The sequence below is a fragment of the Streptomyces sp. ID05-26A genome, assembly GCF_033794685.1.
GTDB lineage: Bacteria > Actinomycetota > Actinomycetes > Mycobacteriales > Pseudonocardiaceae > Lentzea.
In genome coordinates this window covers 1,174,837-1,192,960 of sequence record NZ_JARAYZ010000001.1, presented here as the reverse complement: position 1 = coordinate 1,192,960, position 18,124 = coordinate 1,174,837, and the positions used below count along the sequence as shown (strand labels likewise).

Sequence of the window (18,124 nt, the reverse complement as noted above, 5' to 3'; positions counted from 1 at the left end):
ATCTACATCCAGGGCGGCCCAATCGGGGTGGTCGTCACGACCGGAGGGATCCGAAGGGTGATCGAGTTCCGGGCCGTAACCAAGCGGTTCGAGGACGGGACCATCGCTGTCGACGAGCTCGACCTCGCGGTCGAGGCGGGCACCATCACGGTGTTCGTCGGTCCTTCCGGCTGTGGCAAGACGACGTCGCTGCGCATGGTCAACCGCATGATCGACCCCACGTCGGGCACGATCCTGGTGGACGGCAAGGACGTCCTCACCGTCGACCCGCCCACGCTGCGGCGTGGCATCGGCTACGTGATCCAGCAGGCCGGGCTCTTCCCGCACCGGACCGTGCTGGACAACATCGCGACCGTGCCGCTTCTGTCCGGTTGGGACAAACGCAAGGCGCGCACGCGGGCCGCGGAACTGCTGGAGATCGTCGGGCTCGACGCGAACTTCGGCAAGCGGTACCCGGCTCAGCTCTCCGGTGGTCAGCAGCAACGCGTGGGTGTCGCCCGCGCGCTCGCGGCGGACCCGCCCGTGTTGCTCATGGACGAGCCGTTCAGCGCCGTCGACCCGGTCGTGCGCGAGGACCTGCAGAACGAACTCCTTCGCCTGCAAGCGGAACTCGACAAGACGATCGTGTTCGTCACGCACGACATCGACGAGGCGCTCAAGCTCGGCGAGCGCGTCGCGGTGTTCCAGACGGGCGGGCACCTCGCGCAGTACGCGAAGCCGACGGAGCTGCTCAGCTCGCCCGCCAACGACTTCGTGGCCTCGTTCGTCGGACGGGACCGCGGCTACCGCACTCTCACGTTCCTGCACGCCGAGGTGCCCGTGCACCCCGTCACGACGGCCAAGCTCGGTGAGCGCGTCACGATCACCGACTGGACGCTCGTCGTCGACGAGCAGAACCGGCCGAAGGGCTGGCTGTCCGGTGTGGACGGTGAGGTCGAGGTGACCGAACGCGACCTCATCTCCGGTGGTTCGCTCTACGACGGTTCCAGTCTCAGGGGCGCGCTCGACGCGGCGCTCAGCTCGCCGTCGGCGCTCGGCGTGGTGGTCGACGACGCCGGTGCCGTCACCGGCGTGGTCAGGGCCGACGACGTGATCCAGGCGCTCGCGAAGGCCCGCGCGGCGGGTGAGGTCCCGAAGTGACCTGGATTTTCGAGAACTGGGAAAGGTTCTGGGAAGTCACCGAGGTGCACCTCCGGCTCTCCGTCGTGCCGGTGCTGATCGGTTTTGTGCTCGCCATCCCGATCGGGTGGTGGGCGAGCCGGTCGCGGAGGGCGCGCGCGGTGCTCTTCCCGTTCGCCAACGTGCTCTTCACGATCCCGTCCATCGCGCTGATCGTGATCACGCCGGTGCTGATCGGCACGAAGATCCTCGACGAGATCAACGTCATCGTGCCGCTGACCGTCTACACGGTGGCGCTGATGATCCGATCGGTCGCGGACGCGCTGGCCGCGGTGCCGGGCAACGTGGTCGCCGCGGCGAACGCGATGGGGTTCCGGCCGTTGCGGCGCTTCCTCACCGTCGACTTCCCGCTGGCGCTGCCGGTCACGATCGCGGGCCTGCGGGTCGCGACCGTGTCGAACATCAGCATGGTGAGCGTGGGCGCGCTCGTCGGTCTCGGCGGCTACGGCCAGCTCTTCACCGAGGGCTACCAGACCGACAACACCGACAAGGTCCTCGCGGGTCTCATCGGGACGGTCGTGCTGGCGGTGCTCGCGGACGGCCTGCTGTTGCTGATCGGACGGCTGCTCACGCCGTGGGCACGGGTGGGGAGGTGAGCTGAATGGGTGGCTGGCTCTTCGACCCCGCGCACTGGTCCGGCACGACCGGGATTCCGGTGCGGTTGCTGGAACACCTCGGCTACACGCTGCTGACCCTGGTGATCGCCGCGCTCATCGCGATCCCGCTCGGCGCGTTCGTCGGGCACACCGGCAAGGGCGGGTTCGTGATCGTCGGACTCTCCAACGCGCTGAGGGCGCTGCCGACCACGGCGGTGCTGATCCTCGTCGTGCTGTGGGCGGGCCTCGGTGACTTCCCGGTGTACGTCGCGCTGGTGCTGCTGGCGATCCCACCGATCATGGCGGGCACGTACGCCGGCATCCGCGCGGTGGACCCGGTGACGGTCGATGCCGCGAGGGGCGTCGGCATGCGCGAGTCGGGCGTGCTGCTCCAGGTGGAGATCCCGAACGCGCTTCCGTTGATCTACGGCGGTTTCCGCGGCGCCGCGCTGCAAGTGGTCGCGACCGCCACCATCGCCGCCTACACGGGCGCCGGTGGTCTCGGCAGGTTCGTCTTCGACGGCCTCGCCCTGCAGGATTTCGGACAGATGCTCGCCGGCGCGGTGCTCGTGGCACTGCTCGCCGTTCTCGTCGATCTGGGATTCGCCGGCCTGCAACGGCTGACGGTCTCGCCAGGTCTGCGTCCAGTGGGAACCGGAGGAAAGAGATGAAGCGCATCGCCACGGCTGTCGCAGCCGTGATGCTTCTGTCGGCGTGCGGTGGTGACCCGCTGACGGGCGGCGCCAACAACCCGGCACCGACGGACACGATCGTCGTGGGTTCGGGCAACTTCCCCGAGTCGCGCCTGCTCGCGGAGATCTACGCGGAAGCGTTGGCCGCCAAGGGCGTCAAGGTGTCGAAGAAACTGAACATCGGCAACCGCGAGCTGTACTACAAGGGTGTGCAGGACGGCTCGATCGACCTGATCCCCGAGTACACCGGCGTGCTGCTCAAGTACATCAACAAGGAGGCGACCCAGGTCGGCTCCGACGAGGTGTACGAGGCGTTGAAGAAGGCGCTGCCGCAGAACCTGATCGTGCTCGACAAGTCCTCGGCCGAGGACAAGGACGCGGTCGTCGTCACGAAGCAGATCGCGGCCCAGTACAGCCTGAAGTCGATCGACGACCTCGTGCCGTACTGCAAGGACCTGGTCTTCGGCGGCCCGCCGGAGTTCCAGGACCGCGCGGACGGCCTGCCGGGCCTGAAGGCCAAGTACGCCTGTGAGTTCAAGGAGTTCAAGGTCCTCGACGTCGGCGGCCCGGTGACCGTCGCGGGTCTGAAGGACAACACGGTGCAGGCGGCCGACCTCTTCACGACGGACGCGGCCATCAAGGCCAACGAGTTCGTGGTGCTGGAGGACCCGAAGAACGTCTTCGCCGCGCAGAACGTGCTTCCGCTGATCAACGAGAAGAAGGCGTCGCAGCAGGTCCGCGACACCCTCAACGCCATTTCGAAGAAGCTCGACACGAAGACGCTGCTGGACCTCAACCAGAAGCTGTCGGCGCCGGACAAGCCGGAGCCGGAGAAGGTCGCCAAGGAGTGGCTGGCCTCCGCCGGCATCTGATCGGCCCCTGAGAACCGCCGGCCCGCAGGCCTCACGCCTGCAGGTCGGCGGTTTTCGCTTGTACGCCCATGTAAATGAAGCGGTCCTCGTAGCCCAGCGAGTGGTTCACGCGCAGCATGTGCTCGTTGTCGCTGCTGGTGCGTGTGTTGATCGTTTCGACGCCTTCCAGGTTGTGCAGCATGCGAGCCTTGATGAGCCTGCCGAACCCTCGGCCGCGATGTGCGGGCAGCACGACGGTGTGCAGTTGCTCGGCGACGGTGGGCACGGCCGGGTTCAGCTCGACGACCGTGACACCGGCGGCCTCGCCCTCGTGCAGCAGGAGGACGATCCAGCGGACCGGGACGGTGCAGGCCTCTTCCCGCCGGATGCTCTCGACCGTGTTGCGCGTGAGGTCCAGCGCCGTTTCGCCCTGTGGCGCGTCCCTGATGCCGTTGAGCGCCTCGACGTACGCCTCGACGAACTCCTCCGGTGCCGCGCCCTTCCACGTGACGAGCTCGTACTCGGCCGGGAGTTCGCCGACCTCGGGCGGGTCTCCGAGGGTGAGCCGTTGCCTCGTCATGGTGGAGACGACGCGGAACCCGCGAGCGGCGGCGAATCGTTCGCCCGGGCTGCCCCCGAACACGCTCCACGCTTCGACGACGGTGCGGCCGTTCATCAGCGACACCATGGCCCGAAGCAACGCCGTGCCGATGCCGCGACGACGGTGGTCCAGCAGCACCACCACGTTGGCCGTGGCAAGGTGCGCGTTCGCCTCGACCTCGGAGATCCGCACCTCGCCGTAGCCGATGATCTTCCCGGCTTCTCGTGCGACGACGAAGCGCGGCGGCTCGAAACCGATGTCGTCGCGGAGTTCCCACATGGCGACGCAGGCCTCGAACGGCGGTGGCTCCTTGCCGGGTGACTCCTCGACCACCCAGGCGGACACCGCCTCGTACATTGCGCGCCGGTCCTCTGCGGAAGCGGAGACGAAGTCGAACTCCTCCGTCGCCCCGCGATACTGCTCGTCTTTTGCCCCCATACCTTCGATCTAAGCAAGGTTGTGCTGATCTGCCCAGGCCGTGACGCTGGCCGCAATCTCCTTCGGCCGGTCCTCCTGCGCGTGGTGCCCGGCCTCGCCCAGCGCGACGACGTCCAGCGCGGCCACGTTCTCCTTGCACCACGCGACGAGCGCCGGTCCGATGGCCAGCGTCGGAGAGTTCTCGAAGGTCATCAACAGCTTCGGCACGGGTGACGTGCCCAGCCATTCGCCGTAGGCCTTCATGCGGGGGATGAGCGCCGGCGGGTCGCCGTCGACCGGGAGTTGGCGCACCCACGCGAGCAACGGGCGGCGGCTCTCCCGGTCGGGGAACGGCGCCAGGTACACGGCCAGGTCCTCGTCCGAGACGGGGGTGCGGACGCCGCCGGTGAACGCCTGGCGCACGAGGGTGTCCTGGTCCAGCACCAGTTCCTCGGCGACGCCGGGGGTGCGGAACCTGCGCGTCCGTTCCCGCGCGGCAGGCGGGAGGTCGGCGCTGTTCATGGGCTTCAGCATCGTCTCGAAGAAGGCGACGCCCGCGACGCGGTCCGGATGCCGGGCCGCCCAGTCGAACGCCAGCGAGCCTCCCCAGTCGTGGCCGACCAGCACGACGCGGTCCAGTTCGAGGGCGTCGAACCACGCGTCGAGGTAGCGGGAGTGGTCGTCGAACGAGTAACCGATGTCCGGCTTGCCGGATCTGCCCATGCCGATGAGGTCGGGGGCGAGCCCGCCCAGTTCCGGCAGCACGTTGCGCCAGATGTGCGACGAGGCGGGGTTGCCGTGCAGGAACACGAACGGCGCGGTGCCGTGCTCCTCGTGGTGCATGGTCGAGTCGAGGACGGGGACGACGGGCATCGAGGTGCTCCTCAGTCGAGGGGAACGGCGAGCAGCGCGGTCAGGTCGCGGGACAGCGCGTCGGTCCTGTCTCCCAGCGGAGTCAGCAGGCGGTCCATCAGGGAGCGGACCGTCGTGATGGCGGGCTCGACGACTTCGAGACCGTGCGGGGTCAGGGCCAGCCGCATGGTCCGGGTGTCGACGGCGTCACGGGTGCGCGAGATGAACCCCGAGGCCTCCAGCGAGCGTGCCAGCTTCGAGACGTACAGCGGTTCGAGACCGGTGTGGTCGGCCAGTTCGCGTTGCGACGGCCGATCGAGGGCGACCAGCGACGACAGCACGACGTACTGCGCGTGCGTCAGCCCGAGAGGGTCCAACGCGCGGTCAACGGCCGTCCGCCACTTCATCGCCAGACGCCACACGAGGTGCCCAGGCGTCGGTCCCGCACTGCTCATGGCAGATACGGTACATGGCTACTATGTACATGGCTACTAACTCGAAGCCGCGTGACCGCCGATCCGGACCGTCAGCTCCTCGGCTGCCTTGCGCACCTCTTTGGCCAGGTCAGGCCATGCTTGGCCGCACGGCGTGTCGCACACGTGCCGGAACGTCAGCGTGATCGCCGCGATCGGCCGCTCGCCGTGGTCGAACACCGGCGCCGCCACCGAGGCGAACCCCGCCGTGACGAACCCGTCCTCGACCGACCAGCCCTGACGTCGTTCGAGCGTCAGCAACCGGCGCAGCGCCGGGAGGTTGTGCGGCCCGCGCCCGGTCCGGTCGACGAACGCCGCGACGGACGGCAGTACCGCCCTGACCTGCGCCGGAGGCAGGTGAGCCAGCATCGCGCGGCCCGAGGCCGTCAGGTGGGCGGGCAGCCGGACACCGACGTCGGACACGATCGACTGGGGCTGCCGGGGCTGCTCCCGTACCAGGTACAGGGCCTCCGCTCCGTGCAGAACACCCAGATGCGCGACCTTCTCCATCCGATCGGCGAGCTTGCGCAGCAGCGGGCGAGCCAGGCGCTCCAGCGGGTCGTGGCGCAGGTAGGCCGAGCCGAGTTCGAACGCCGCGACGCCCAGGCCGTAGCGCTTCTCCTCGGGGAAGTGCGTCGCGAAGCCCGCCTCGGTCAGCTCCGAGAGCAGGTGATAGGTCGTTGACCTGGGCAGGTTCAGCTCACGCGCGACCGATGCCGCGGAGACGGGCCCCGGTCTGCCCGCCAGCAGCCGGAGGACCGCTAGCCCTCGCCGAAGCGCGGGAACGTCACTGCTGCTGCCCACATCTGTGATTTTCCCACGTGATGCAGCCCACGCCGTTACTACATCAGGGCAGACTCAACAGAACACGCTCGGGGAGCGTTGCAGGGGAGTGACGGTTTTGAAGGGGGTCGGGATTGACACCGAGTTTCGATGACTTCGTGGCGGAACAGGTAACCCCGTTGCTGCGCTATGCCACCGTGCTCACGTGCGACCCGCACCTGGCCCAGGACGTGGTCCAGGAAGTGCTGCTGCGAGCGCAGCAGAAATGGGAACGCATCGGTTCAGTCGACCTCCCTCACGCCTACGTCAAGCGCATGGTGACCAACGAGTACCTCTCGTGGCGCAGACGCAGGGCCGCGAAGGACGTTGCTCTCTGCAACACGACCCTCGAGTCCGTCACCCCGCCCGTCGGCGACACGACGCACCACTACGACGAGCGGGAAGCCATGTTGCAGCGGATCGCGAAGCTCCCCCGCAAACAGCGGGCCGCCGTCGTGCTCCGCTACTACGAGAACTACGAGGACTCGGAGATCGCACAGATGCTCGGTTGTGCCGAGGGAACAGTGCGCAGCCACATCTCACGTGCGCTGGCCACACTCCGCCTGGACCACACGCCGGAACCCGCTGGTGTCGGGTTGCGGCTCGGGGAGGGCCTGTCGTGAACGACACCGAACAGCTGATCAAGGAGGCACTCGGCCAGCTGGCCGAACGCACTCCGCATCCGGGGCCGACGCTCAACGCGCTGCGGCGCAAGCGCAAGAGGCAGCGGAACAACATCTTCCTGATCGCCACGGCCGGCGTCGCCGCCGTCGCGGTCCTGGTCTTCGGCGGACTCATCGCGAGCGACAGGTACGCGCCGCCGATCCCCAACGACGCCGCCGCCGCGCTCGTGCCGGTCGGCAGCGGGGAGGTCTCGCTCAAGTACGCCCCGCACTGGCTGCCGGAAGGCTTCGGCGAGACCTCCCGCACGACGAACAACGCGGTCACGCGGGTGTGGAGTCTCGCGGACGGCAAGGCGAGCGTCGTCCTCACCGCCCTCGGCGGGATGCCGGAAACCTCCGGCTGGGACGAGGTCACCGTGCGCGGGCTGAAGGCTTGGGCACGGGTCGCGGACGGCGCCGCGTCCGTCGTCTGGAAGGCGCAGGACGCCCTGGACGTGTCGGTCCGCGGTGTCGACGACGTGCGGACCGTCGCCCTGCGCGTGGCCGAATCGGTGCGTGCCGACGCCAAGGCGACGCACCGGGCGCCGTTCAAGGTCGAGGGCAAGTACGCCGACCAGATGTCGGGCGCCGCGGCGGACCGGTGGGACGCGTCGTTGAACGTGGGCTCGGCCACCGTGCACGTGGCGACGCAGAAGCCGGAACTGGCCGCGGCCGAACCGGTGTCCGTGCGCGGCAGGGAGGGTCTGCGCTCGGGCGCCACCGTGGCGGTCTCCGACGGCGGCCGGTGGATCTGGGCGACCTCGAGCGCCTACTCCGACCGGCTGGTCGAACTGGTGAACGAGGTCGAGCTCGTGAGCTCGGCCGACGCGGACTGGATCGGCAAGGGCATCTAGCCCTCGTCTGGCATCCCAGACACCATCGGGCGCTCCGGGGTCGCTGAGTCGGCCCCGGAGCGCTGTGATGTCTGCATGCGACAACCGGTGGAGCTGGGTCCGAAGCCTCTGACCCTCGAGGACGTTCATGCCGTCGCCCGCGACGGCGCCCCGGTGGAGATCACCGCGGCGGCCCGTGAGGCGGTCACCGCCGCCCGCGCCCACATCGAACAGCTCGCCACGGCCGAACGCCCCACCTACGGCGTCTCGACCGGGTTCGGCGCGCTCGCCGTCCGGCACATCCCGCCGGACCGCCGCGCCCAGCTGCAGCGGTCGCTGATCCGCTCGCACGCCGCCGGGTCCGGTCCCGAGGTCGAACGCGAGGTCGTGCGGGCGCTGATGCTGCTGCGCCTGCGCACGCTCTCGACCGGCCACACCGGCGTCCGGCTGTCCACTGTGGACGCGATGGCCGGGATGCTGAACGCCGGCATCACGCCGATCGTGCACGAGTACGGCTCGCTGGGCTGCTCCGGCGACCTCGCGCCGCTCTCCGCGAACGCGCTGGCGTTGATGGGCGAGGGCATGGTCCGCAACTCCCGCGACGAGCTGGTGCCCGCCGCCGACGCGCTGGCCGAAGCGGGCATCGAACCGGTGCAGCTGGCCGAGAAGGAAGGCCTCGCGCTGATCAACGGCACCGACGGCATGCTCGGCATGCTGTCGCTGGCGATCGCGGACCTCACCAGGCTGCTGGACATCGCGGACCTCACGGCCGCGATGAGCGTCGAGGCCCTGCTCGGCACCGACCGGGTCTTCGAGCCGGAGCTGCACGCGCTGCGCCCGCACCCCGGCCAGAACCTCAGCGCCGCCCGGATGCTCGCGTTCCTCAAGAACTCCGAGATCGTCGCGTCGCACCGCGGCCCGGACTGCACCCGCGTGCAGGACGCGTACTCGCTGCGCTGCTCCCCGCAGGTGCACGGCGCGGCCCGCGACACCGTGGCGTACGCGGCGACGGTGGCCGACCGCGAGCTGGCGTCCGTGATCGACAACCCGGTGGTGCTGGCCGACGGACGGGTCGAGTCCAACGGCAACTTCCACGGCGCCCCGGTCGCCTACGCGCTCGACTTCCTGGCCATCCCCCTCGCGGACGTGGCCTCGATCGCCGAGCGCCGCACCGACCGCATGCTCGACGTCTCGCGCTCGCACGGCCTGCCGCCGTTCCTCGCGGACGACCCCGGCGTCGACTCCGGCCACATGATCGCCCAGTACACCCAGGCGGCGATCGTGTCCGAGCTCAAGCGCCTCGCGGTGCCGGCGTCCGTCGACTCGATCCCGTCCTCCGCGATGCAGGAGGACCACGTGTCGATGGGCTGGTCTGCTGCTCGCAAGCTGCGCAAGGCCGTGGACGGTCTCACGACCGTGCTGGCCATCGAGCTGCTCACCGCCGCACGGGCGCTCGACCTGCGTGCGCCCCTCAAGCCCGCCCCCGCGACGGCCGCCGCCGTGGCGAAGCTGCGCGAGACGGTCCTGGGGCCCGGCCCCGACCGCCACCTCGCACCCGAGATCGCCGCCGCCGAGGCCCTGATTCGAAGTGGAGACCTGTGATGGTCGTACGCGCTGACCGCGGCACGGAACTGACCGCGAAGAACTGGTCCACCGAGGCCGCCCTGCGGATGTTCCACAACAACCTCGACCCCGACGTCGCCGAGCGTCCCGAGGACCTCGTCGTCTACGGCGGCACAGGCAAGGCCGCGCGCGACTGGCCGTCCTTCGACGCCATCACCCGCGAGCTGAAGAACCTCGAAGCCGACGAGACGTTGCTCGTGCAGTCCGGCCGTCCGGTCGGCGTCATGCGCACGAACGAGTGGGCGCCGCGCGTGCTCATCGCGAACTCGAACCTCGTGCCGGACTGGGCGAACTGGCCCGAGTTCCGCCGCCTGGAGGCCGAGGGCCTCACGATGTACGGGCAGATGACCGCCGGTTCGTGGATCTACATCGGCACCCAGGGCATCCTGCAGGGCACCTTCGAGACGTTCGCCGCCGTCGCCACCAAGCGCTTCAACGGGACTCTCAAGGGCACCCTGACGGTCACCGCGGGCCTCGGCGGCATGGGTGGCGCGCAGCCGCTCGCCGTCACGATGAACGACGGTGTCGCGCTGTGCATCGAGGTCGACCCACACCGCGCCCAGCGTCGTCTGGAGACCCGCTACCTGGACGAGCTGGCCGAGGACCTCGACAGCGCCATCGAGCGCGTGCTGGCCGCCAAGGCCGCCGGTGAGGCCGTGTCCGTCGGTGTCGTGGGCAACGCGGCGGAGATCCTGCCCGAGTTGCTGCGCCGCGAGGTCGCCGTCGACATCGTCACGGACCAGACGTCGGCGCACGACCCGTTGGCGTACCTGCCAGTCGGTGTCTCGCTGGACGAGTGGCAGGACTACGCCGCCGCGAAGCCGGACGAGTTCACCGACCGCGCCCGCAAGTCGATGGCCGACCACGTCGAGGCGATGGTCGGGTTCATGGACCGCGGCGCCGAGGTGTTCGACTACGGCAACTCGATCCGCGGTGAGGCGCAGCTCGGCGGTTACGACCGCGCGTTCGCGTTCCCCGGTTTTGTGCCCGCCTACATCCGCCCGTTGTTCTGCGAGGGCAAGGGCCCGTTCCGCTGGGCCGCGCTCTCGGGTGACCCGGAGGACATCGCCAAGACCGACAAGGCGATCCTCGAGCTGTTCCCGGAGAACGAGCAGCTGCACCGCTGGATCAAGATGGCCGGTGAGCGCGTCGAGTTCCAGGGCCTGCCCGCCCGCATCTGCTGGCTCGGCTACGGCGAACGGCACCTCGCGGGCCTGAAGTTCAACGAGATGGTCGCGTCCGGCGAGCTGTCCGCGCCGATCGTCATCGGCCGCGACCACCTCGACTGCGGCTCAGTGGCCTCCCCGTACCGCGAGACCGAGGCGATGGCCGACGGTTCCGACGCGATCGCGGACTGGCCGCTGCTCAACGCCCTGGTCAACACGGCCTCGGGTGCGACCTGGGTGTCGATCCACCACGGTGGTGGCGTGGGCATCGGGCGCTCGATCCACGCCGGTCAGGTGACGGTCGCGGACGGCACCGAGCTCGCGGCGCAGAAGATCGAGCGCGTGCTGACCAACGACCCCGGCATGGGCGTCATCCGGCACGTGGACGCCGGGTACGACGAGGCCAGGTCGGTCGCGGCCGACAAGGGTGTGCGCATTCCGATGGAGGGCTGATGCTCGACCAGATCGCGGACGTCGGCAAGGACCCGAAGCGCGGCGGTTACTCGCGCCACGGTTACAACAAGCCCGAACTCGAACTGCGGCACTGGTTCGTGGAACAGGCGGTCCGGCGCGGTCTCAACGTGGAGACCGACCAGAACGGCAACCTCTGGGCGTGGTGGGGCGAGCGCGGCGACAACGCGCTCATCACCGGCAGCCACCTGGACTCGGTTCCCGGTGGTGGCGCCTTCGACGGGCCGCTCGGGGTGACGTCGGCGCTGGAAGCCGTGGATCTCTTGCAGGCCAAGGGTTTTACGCCTGCTCGGCCGTTCGCGATCACGGTTTTCGCCGAGGAGGAAGGCGGACGGTTCGGTGTCGCGTGCCTCGGTTCGCGGTTGCTGACCGGCGCCATCTCGCCGGAGAAGGCGTTGGCGCTCAAGGACCCGGACGGCATCACGCTCGCCGAGGCGATGAAGGCGGCCGGCTACAACCCCGATCTGGCCGGCCGCGACGAACGGGCGTTGAAGCGCATCGGCCAGTTCGTAGAGCTGCACGTCGAACAGGGCCGGGGCCTCACCGTTCCGGTCGGCGTCGCTTCCAGCATCCTCGCGCACGGCCGGTGGCGCTTCACCTTCTCCGGCGAGGGAAACCACGCCGGGGCGACGTTGATCGAAGACCGTCGTGACCCGATGCTCCCGGCGTCCCAGCTCGTCCTCGCCGCCAGGAAGGCGGCCAGGGGTGGCGGACGTGCCACCGTGGGAAGGCTCGTCCCCAACCCCGGTGGCACCAACGTCATCGCGTCCACCGTGGACGTCTGGCTGGACGCGCGGGACAGCGACGACGCACGCACCCGTGCGATGGTCGCAGAGATCTCCGAGGCGGCTCACCAGGCCGCCAAGGAGGAGGGCTGCGAGCTGCGGATCACCGAGGAGTCGTACGGCGACACGGTGTACTTCGACTCAGGTCTGCGGGACGACATCGCGGGTGCGCTCGGTGGTGTTCCGGCACTGCCGACCGGCGCCGGCCACGACGCGGGCATCCTCGCCGAGCACGTGCCGACCGCGATGTTGTTCGTGCGCAACCCCACCGGCGTGAGTCACGCGCCGGAGGAGTTCGCCGAGCAGGCCGACGTCGACGAGGGCGTCCGGGCGCTGGCCGCGACGATCGAACACCTCGGCTCGTGAACTTCTGGTGCGAGCGAGCCTGGTTGCCCGCCGGGCTCGCCGAGCGCGTCCTGATCAGGGTCGAGAACGGCGTGATCGCCTCCGTGTCCACAGTGGACACGATCCCGCTGGGTGTGCGCCGGTTGCACGGCGTCGTCGTGCCCGGTTTCGCGAACGCCCACTCGCACGCGTTCCACCGGGCGCTGCGGGGCCGGACGCACGACGGCGGTGGCACGTTCTGGACGTGGCGCGAGGGCATGTACGCGCTGGCCTCCCGCCTCACCCCGCAGTCGTACTACCGCCTGGCCCGTGCGGTCTACGGCGAGATGGCGCTCGCCGGGGTCTCGGCCGTGGGCGAGTTCCACTACGTCCACGACAGGTCGAACGAGTTCGGGTACGCACTGCGCGAGGCGGCGTCCGATGCCGGAATCCGGCTGACGTTGCTCGACACCTGCTACCTCGCGGGCGGGATCGACCAGCCCGTCAACGAGGTGCAGCAGCGCTTCTCCGACGGCACGGCCGAGGCGTGGGCGACCCGGGTCGCCGACCTGAAGCCCGACGACGTGATGCGCGTCGGTGCCGCGATCCACTCGGTCCGCGCGGTACCGCGAGCCGAGCTTTCCACGGTGGCACAAGCGTTTCCGGACGCTCCACTGCACGTGCACCTCTCCGAACAGCCCGCCGAGAACGAGGCCTGCCTCGCCGCGTACGGGATGACGCCGACCGGCCTGCTGCACGAGGCCGGCGCGCTGTCACCCAGAACGACGGCCGTGCACGCCACGCACCTCACGCCGGAGGACATCGCACTGCTGGGCTCGTCCGGCACCGGTGCGTGCTTCTGCCCGACGACCGAGGCGGACCTGGCCGACGGCATCGGCCCGGCGCGCGAACTGGCCGACGCGGGCAGCCCGATCTCGCTGGGCAGCGACCAGCACGCGGTGATCGACCCGCTGCTGGAAACCCGCGCGCTGGAACACGACGAACGCCTCCGCACCGGTCAGCGCGGCCGGTTCTCGCCGGCCGAACTGCTCGAAGCGGCGACCCGTCACTCGGCGATCGGCTGGGACGGCGGACGCATCGAGGTGGGAGCACCCTGTGACCTGGTGGCGATCAGCTGCTCGACACCGCGCACCGCGGGATCGTTGCCGCAGCAGGTCCTCCTGTCCGCGACGGCGTCCGATGTGGACACCGTGGTGGTCGGTGGCCGGGTGGTGACGAGTGGTGGTGTGCACGAGAAGCTGGGAGACGTCGGCAGGCTGCTGGCGGACGCGATCGAGGAGCTGTGGGCATGAGCGTGCTGATCACCGGCATCGGTGAGCTGACGACCAACAGCGAGTCCGCCGGTGACGCGCTGGTGATCGACGGCGCGGAGATCGCCTGGGTGGGCACCGCGTCGAACGCCCCGGCGGCCGACGAGCGCGTCGACGTCGAGGGCCGCGCGGTGCTGCCCGGCTGGGTCGACAGCCACACCCACCTGGTGTTCGCGGGCGACCGCACCGCCGAGTTCGGCGCGCGCATGGCCGGCAAGCCCTACACCGCGGGCGGCATCGCCGTGACGGTGAACGCGACCCGTGCCGCGACCGACGAGGAACTGGCCGCGGTCCTGCGCAGGCACATCGCCGAAGCCCTCAGGCAGGGCACGACGTTCATCGAGACCAAGACCGGTTACGGCCTGAACGTGGCCGACGAGGTGCGGTCCGCGCGCATCGCCGCCGAGCAGGCCGACGAGGTCACGTTCCTCGGCGCCCACCTCGTGCCGCCGGGCGAGGACGCCGACACCTACGTCGACCTGGTCCGAGGCGCGATGCTCGACGCCGTCGCACCGCTCGTGCGCTGGGCGGACGCGTTCTGCGAGAAGGGCGCCTTCGACTACGACCAGTCGAAGGCCGTGCTGGAGGCGGCCCGGGCGAAGGGCCTGGGCCTGCGCGTGCACGGCAACCAGCTCGGTGAGGGCCCCGGAGTGCGGCTGGCCGTCGAACTCGGCGCCGCGTCGGTGGACCATTGCACGTACCTGTCGGCAGCCGACGTCGATGCGCTGGCGTCGTCGGACACGGTCGCCACGCTGCTTCCGGCGTGCGACCTCTCGACCCGCCAGTCGCTGCCGCCCGCCCGCGCCCTGCTCGACGCCGGTGCGACGGTGGCGCTCGCCAGCAACTGCAATCCCGGTTCGTCGTACACCTCGTCGATGGCGTTCTGCGTGACGACAGCGGTCCTGCAGATGCGGATGAGCGTCGAGGAAGCGGTCTGGGCGGCGACGGCGGGCGGCGCGCAGGCGTTGCGGCGCACCGACGTGGGTGTCATCAGGCCTGGTGCGAGGGCTGATCTCCACGTTCTGGACGCACCCTCGATCACGCATCTGGCGTACCGGCCGGGAGTCCCGTTGACGCACTCCGTGTGGCGTCGGGGGGAACGCGCCAATTGAGACTGGCGTCTCATTACCCTCCGTGTGGGCCTATTGGCGGAAGGTGCGGGGCCGTACGGTGTCCCCGTGGTGGATTTCGCGGAGGCCCTGACGAAAGCCGTCGACAACAGCGGCCTCAGTCTCGAACGCATCCAGCACCACCTGGCCGCTCGGGGCATGCAGGTCAGCATCTCGACGCTCAGCTACTGGCGCCGCGGCCGCAGCCGTCCGGAACGCCCGGAGTCGCTGAAGGTCGTCGCCGCCCTCGAGGAACTGCTCGACCTCGGTGAGGGCTTCCTGACCGACCGGCTGGGCGACAAGCGGCCACGGGGCCGCTGGGTGGACCAATCACTGTCCCTGGAGGACATGTGGGACTCGCGTGCCACCGACCTGGGCGACGTCATGTCGCGGATCGACCGGCTGCAGCCCACGGCGTCGACGTACCTGAGCGTGCAGGACCGGCAGGTGGTCGGGCCGGATCGTCGTGAGGTCTCGAACCGCTGCACGGGCGTGATCCAGGCGTTGGAGGACGGCGTCGACCGGTTCCTCGCGATCCAGCTCGCCGATGCCACGGACCTCGGCGTGCCGTCGATCGAGGCGGGGCCACCGTGCCGGCTGGGACGAGTGCGCAGTGAGGACTCGACGGGGTTCCTCGTCGCGGAGATCCTCTTCGACCGGATGCTCAGAGCGGGCGAGACGGCCCTGGTCGACTACGTGGTCCGGATGAGACCGGGGGCCGACAGCGAGGTGTGCGACCGGCGGTTCCTGCGCCCGGTGAACGACTACACGCTGCAGATCGACTTCCACCCGGACGCGGTGCCCGCACGTTGTTTCCAGTTCGCCCGGCCGTCGTTGCACGAGCCGGAGACCGCTCTGAACGACCTGTGGATCGGGACGACGGCGTCGACGCACATCCACGTGCGGAACTCGAAGCCCGGAATCTATGGAGTGCGGTGGGAGTGGGAGTAGCCGCTACTCCCACTCCCACCGCAAGCGCCCCCCAGTTGTGATGATGCTTCGGCCGAGCCGCATTCGGCCGTGGGCATCGAGGGCGCCCAGGATGGCCGTCGCCGCTGCAGGGAGGCGGCGACGGCAAGTCCCTAGACCTTCAGCAAGAGGTTCGGGGAACCCGTCTTGATGTCGGTCAGCTTGTTCGGCGTGGCGGCACCGACCAGGGCGTTGCGCACCTGGGCGGGCGTCGCGGACGGGTTCGCGCTCAGGTGGAGCGCGGCCGCTCCGGCTACGTGCGGGGAGGCCATCGACGTGCCGCCCATGGACCGCGTGCCGGTGTCGTTGCTGTGCGAGGCGCTCGTGATGTCGCTGCCCGGTGCCCAGATGTCCAGGCACTTGCCGTGGTTCGACGAGCCGGCGGAGTAGATCGACCGCTTGTCGGTGCGGTCCGAGGCGCCGACGGTGATCGCCTCCGGCGTGCGGGCCGGGGTGAAGTTGCAGGCGTCCTGGCCGCTGTTGCCGCCCGCCAGCACGTAGGTGAAGCCCGCGCTGATCGAGCGCCTGACCGCGTTCTCCAACGAGCTGTTCGTGCCGCTGCCACCGAGGCTCATGTTGACGACGGCGGGCTTCTTGCCGTTGGCAGTCACCCAGTCGATGCCGCGGATGATGCCGTCCCACGCGCCGCTGCCGTTGCAGTCGAGGACGCGGACGCCGACGAGCTTGGCCTTCTTCGCGACACCGTAGGTCTTGCCGCCGACCGTGCCGGCGACGTGCGTGCCGTGGCCCTGGCAGTCCTGTGCGACGGCGTCGTTGTCGATGAAGTCGTAACCGTCACTCGCCCGGCCCTCGAATTCGGAATGCGTTTTCCTGATTCCGGTGTCGAGAACGTACGCCGTCACGTTCGACGCGGTGTTCGGGTACGTGTAGGACTTGCTCAGCGGCAGGTTCGCCTGGTCGATCCGGTCGAGACCCCACGTCGGGTTCGACTGAGTGGCCTGGATCGTGGCGAACGTGTTGCGCTCGACGAATTGCACGTCCGGGTCGGCCGCGAGGCGCCGCGCCTGACGTTCGGACATTCCGGTGACCGAGAACCCGTTCAGCGCGGCGCTGTAGGTGTGCTTGACGTTGCCCTGGTAGCGGGACGCCAACGCGCTGGCAGGGGTGCGCGCTCCGTCCTTCAGCACCACGATGTAGCTGCCCTCGACCGCCTGTGCGCCCGCACCGGGGAGCACTGCCTGTTCGGCGATCGCGGTGGGCGTCCACATCGCCGTGGAGGCGATGCCCAATGCCGCGGCGATGGCGACATGACGCCGAAGTGCCATGAGTTCCTCCTGGCAGGGAATGAACTGGGGAACACGAAGAAACTAACTCGACATGTGCTTCGGATAACAGGTTCGAAACTTCAGTTCTCAATACTGTCAAAACTGTGTCGATACCGTTTTCAGCCACTCGCCGTGGCTGGGCGAGCCGGATTCGATCACGGGCCGTAGCATTCGGTCGTGCAGGAATTCGCCGGGGCGTTGACGAAGGCCGTGGAGGCCAGCGGACTCAGCCTGGAGCGGATCCAGCACCACCTCGAACTGCGCGGCCTGCAGGTGAGCCTGTCGACGCTCTCGTACTGGCGGCGTGGGCGCAGCCGTCCCGAACGGCCGGAGTCGTTGCAGGCCGTCGCTGCTCTCGAAGAGATCCTGCGGGTGGAGCCGGGGGCGTTGACCGGCAGCCTCGGCGACAAGAGGCCGCGCGGGCGGTGGGTCGAGCGGGCCGCCGCGCTGGAGGGGATCTGGCAGGAGGCCGCGATCGACCTCGGCCGCGCCATCGCCCGCGTCGACAAGCTGCTGCCGTACCCCGCGAAGTACCTGTCCGTCCGGGACCTGACGGTGATCGGCCCGGACCGGCGCGAGGTCGAGATGCGGACCAGTTCGGTGATCGAGGCTTTTGAGGACGGCGTGGACCGGATCCTGGTCGCGAAGTACGCGGACGAGGACGACCGCTCGCCCGGCGGGATCTTCGCCGAGAGGTCGTGCCGGGTCGGCCGGGTGCGCAGGGACGACGAGCACAAGCTGTACGTCGCGGAGATCATCCTCGACCGGGTGCTGCGGGCGGGGGACACCGCGCTCGTCGACCTGCGCTACACCTCCGACCCCGGCGCGGACAGCGTCTCCGCGGACCGCCGGTTCGTCCGGCCGCTCCGTGACTACGTGCTGGAGGTCGAGTTCCACCCGGACGCGGTTCCGGTGCGGTGTCACAGCTTCAGCCGTCCCGAACCGGGCGCGCCGGACGCCGACACCCGTGAGCTGTGGATCGGCACGACCGCCTCCGCTCACCTCGTCGTGCACGAGGCCCAGCCCGGCTGGGTCTACGGCATCAAGTGGGAGTGGGAGTAGCGGCCCTCGCTCGCCACTCC

18 protein-coding genes are annotated in these 18,124 nt (G+C 69.6%); 13 read left to right on the top strand and 5 right to left on the bottom strand.

Annotated features, from left to right (window positions below):
* Positions 1-57: 57 nt before the first annotated feature.
* Genes PV646_RS05700 through PV646_RS05685 form a run of 4 tightly spaced genes read left to right on the top strand, consistent with a single transcriptional unit; the run spans position 58 to position 3,339 of the window.
* Positions 58-1,140: an ABC transporter ATP-binding protein gene (locus tag PV646_RS05700; protein WP_500340413.1), complete on the top strand. Its 1,083-nt coding sequence runs from the start codon at positions 58-60 to the stop codon at positions 1,138-1,140.
* Positions 1,137-1,775 carry an ABC transporter permease gene (locus PV646_RS05695; protein WP_500340411.1) on the top strand — a complete coding sequence of 213 codons (639 nt, stop codon included), beginning with the start codon at positions 1,137-1,139 and terminating at the stop codon, positions 1,773-1,775. The genes PV646_RS05700 and PV646_RS05695 overlap by 4 nt, the downstream gene beginning before the upstream one ends.
* Positions 1,776-1,780: 5 nt before the next feature.
* Positions 1,781-2,446, top strand: a complete 666-nt coding sequence (locus tag PV646_RS05690) for an ABC transporter permease (RefSeq protein WP_500340410.1) — start codon at positions 1,781-1,783, stop codon at positions 2,444-2,446.
* Positions 2,443-3,339, top strand: coding sequence for an ABC transporter substrate-binding protein (locus tag PV646_RS05685; protein WP_500340409.1), 897 nt, complete (start codon positions 2,443-2,445; stop codon positions 3,337-3,339). Before PV646_RS05690 ends, PV646_RS05685 begins: the two co-directional genes overlap by 4 nt.
* Before the next feature lie 31 nt (positions 3,340-3,370).
* Here the strand turns inward: PV646_RS05685 and PV646_RS05680 are convergent, their stop codons facing one another.
* The 4 genes from PV646_RS05680 to PV646_RS05665 are packed head-to-tail and all read right to left on the bottom strand — an operon-like array spanning position 3,371 to position 6,465.
* Entirely contained in the window at positions 3,371-4,357 is a 987-nt protein-coding gene (locus PV646_RS05680; protein WP_500340408.1) for a GNAT family N-acetyltransferase, read from the bottom strand.
* Positions 4,358-4,366: 9 nt separating this feature from the next.
* Positions 4,367-5,209, bottom strand: a complete 843-nt coding sequence (locus PV646_RS05675; RefSeq protein ID WP_500340407.1) for a haloalkane dehalogenase — start codon at positions 5,207-5,209, stop codon at positions 4,367-4,369.
* A gap of 11 nt (positions 5,210-5,220) precedes the next feature.
* Positions 5,221-5,643 (bottom strand): MarR family winged helix-turn-helix transcriptional regulator, encoded by a 423-nt coding sequence (locus tag PV646_RS05670; RefSeq protein WP_500340406.1) that lies wholly within the window; start codon positions 5,641-5,643, stop codon positions 5,221-5,223.
* Positions 5,644-5,679: 36 nt separating this feature from the next.
* The gene (locus tag PV646_RS05665) at positions 5,680-6,465 is read right to left on the bottom strand and encodes an IclR family transcriptional regulator (protein ID WP_500340405.1); all 786 of its coding nucleotides are present in this window, start codon (positions 6,463-6,465) and stop codon (positions 5,680-5,682) included.
* 113 nt (positions 6,466-6,578) lie between these two features.
* Here PV646_RS05665 and PV646_RS05660 point away from each other — a divergent pair, with 113 nt between their 5' ends.
* From PV646_RS05660 to PV646_RS05625, 8 genes are all read left to right on the top strand, one after another.
* A complete protein-coding gene (locus PV646_RS05660) occupies positions 6,579-7,106 on the top strand; it encodes a SigE family RNA polymerase sigma factor (RefSeq protein ID WP_189154231.1) in 528 nt (175 codons plus the stop codon).
* Entirely contained in the window at positions 7,103-7,999 is an 897-nt protein-coding gene (locus PV646_RS05655) for a hypothetical protein (protein WP_500340404.1), read from the top strand. Before PV646_RS05660 ends, PV646_RS05655 begins: the two co-directional genes overlap by 4 nt.
* A 75-nt stretch (positions 8,000-8,074) precedes the next feature.
* Positions 8,075-9,580, top strand: a complete 1,506-nt coding sequence (gene hutH, locus PV646_RS05650) for a histidine ammonia-lyase (RefSeq protein WP_500340403.1) — start codon at positions 8,075-8,077, stop codon at positions 9,578-9,580.
* Entirely contained in the window at positions 9,580-11,220 is a 1,641-nt protein-coding gene (hutU, locus tag PV646_RS05645) for a urocanate hydratase (RefSeq protein WP_500340402.1), read from the top strand. The genes hutH and hutU overlap by 1 nt, the downstream gene beginning before the upstream one ends.
* Entirely contained in the window at positions 11,220-12,389 is a 1,170-nt protein-coding gene (locus PV646_RS05640) for an allantoate amidohydrolase (protein ID WP_500340401.1), read from the top strand. The genes hutU and PV646_RS05640 overlap by 1 nt, the downstream gene beginning before the upstream one ends.
* Positions 12,386-13,660 (top strand): formimidoylglutamate deiminase, encoded by a 1,275-nt coding sequence (locus PV646_RS05635; RefSeq protein ID WP_500340400.1) that lies wholly within the window; start codon positions 12,386-12,388, stop codon positions 13,658-13,660. The genes PV646_RS05640 and PV646_RS05635 overlap by 4 nt, the downstream gene beginning before the upstream one ends.
* The gene (gene hutI / locus PV646_RS05630; RefSeq protein WP_500340399.1) at positions 13,657-14,790 is read left to right on the top strand and encodes an imidazolonepropionase; all 1,134 of its coding nucleotides are present in this window, start codon (positions 13,657-13,659) and stop codon (positions 14,788-14,790) included. Before PV646_RS05635 ends, hutI begins: the two co-directional genes overlap by 4 nt.
* A gap of 66 nt (positions 14,791-14,856) precedes the next feature.
* Positions 14,857-15,738, top strand: coding sequence for a hypothetical protein (locus PV646_RS05625; protein WP_500340398.1), 882 nt, complete (start codon positions 14,857-14,859; stop codon positions 15,736-15,738).
* 131 nt (positions 15,739-15,869) lie between these two features.
* Here PV646_RS05625 and PV646_RS05620 read toward each other — a convergent pair whose 3' ends face one another.
* Positions 15,870-17,042 carry a S8 family peptidase gene (locus PV646_RS05620; RefSeq protein WP_500340396.1) on the bottom strand — a complete coding sequence of 391 codons (1,173 nt, stop codon included), beginning with the start codon at positions 17,040-17,042 and terminating at the stop codon, positions 15,870-15,872.
* Positions 17,043-17,219: 177 nt separating this feature from the next.
* Here PV646_RS05620 and PV646_RS05615 point away from each other — a divergent pair, with 177 nt between their 5' ends.
* Positions 17,220-18,104 (top strand): hypothetical protein, encoded by an 885-nt coding sequence (locus PV646_RS05615; protein ID WP_500340395.1) that lies wholly within the window; start codon positions 17,220-17,222, stop codon positions 18,102-18,104.
* The last annotated feature ends 20 nt before the right edge of the window (positions 18,105-18,124 follow it).

Bases quoted from the DNA above. Each gene is read 5' to 3' on its own strand.
- PV646_RS05690 (WP_500340410.1), top strand. From the start codon at position 1,781: ATGGGTGGCTGGCTCTTCGACCCCGCGCACTGGTCCGGCACGACCGGG.
- PV646_RS05680 (WP_500340408.1), bottom strand. From the start codon at position 4,357: ATGGGGGCAAAAGACGAGCAGTATCGCGGGGCGACGGAGGAGTTCGAC.
- PV646_RS05675 (WP_500340407.1), bottom strand. From the start codon at position 5,209: ATGCCCGTCGTCCCCGTCCTCGACTCGACCATGCACCACGAGGAGCAC.
- hutH (WP_500340403.1), top strand. From the start codon at position 8,075: ATGCGACAACCGGTGGAGCTGGGTCCGAAGCCTCTGACCCTCGAGGAC.
- hutI (WP_500340399.1), top strand. From the start codon at position 13,657: ATGAGCGTGCTGATCACCGGCATCGGTGAGCTGACGACCAACAGCGAG.
- PV646_RS05640 (WP_500340401.1), top strand. From the start codon at position 11,220: ATGCTCGACCAGATCGCGGACGTCGGCAAGGACCCGAAGCGCGGCGGT.
- PV646_RS05620 (WP_500340396.1), bottom strand. From the start codon at position 17,042: ATGGCACTTCGGCGTCATGTCGCCATCGCCGCGGCATTGGGCATCGCC.
- hutU (WP_500340402.1), top strand. From the start codon at position 9,580: ATGGTCGTACGCGCTGACCGCGGCACGGAACTGACCGCGAAGAACTGG.
- PV646_RS05670 (WP_500340406.1), bottom strand. From the start codon at position 5,643: ATGAGCAGTGCGGGACCGACGCCTGGGCACCTCGTGTGGCGTCTGGCG.
- PV646_RS05685 (WP_500340409.1), top strand. From the start codon at position 2,443: ATGAAGCGCATCGCCACGGCTGTCGCAGCCGTGATGCTTCTGTCGGCG.